We start from the raw sequence: 266 nt of genomic DNA, 5'->3' as shown, positions 1-266 counted from the left end.
GACGGCGTTCGCGACGGTGTCGTAGATGAATCGGCCCATGACTGCGAGCCTATCCGAGCGAAACGATGGCCGCCGCGCGAATGCCACGGCACGCGGTGCAGAATCAACCCCCCGATCCTGGACGTTTGTGCGGGGTTAACTGTTGGCGTGGGGACTCTTTTCTACGGCGACGCCGCGACTCCGATCGAAATCGAGGATCGCGCGCTCGCGCACGTCAAGGTCGTCATCGCGACCAAGCTGCGCCGAGGCGAGAGTTTCACGCTCTC

1 protein-coding gene is annotated in these 266 nt (G+C 63.5%); it reads left to right on the top strand.

Translation table 11 applies throughout. The features are described 5' to 3' along the window. Nucleotides 1-147: 147 nt before the first annotated feature. Nucleotides 148-266: DUF7882 family protein (locus ACZ3HG_RS23910; RefSeq protein WP_465334880.1), on the top strand; the 119-nt coding region annotated here is incomplete at its 3' end.

The organism is Erwinia sp. PME.40.26/001 (assembly GCF_055556675.1).
Note: the sequence above shows the minus strand (reverse complement) of the source record. Positions and strands in the feature narration are given on the sequence as shown.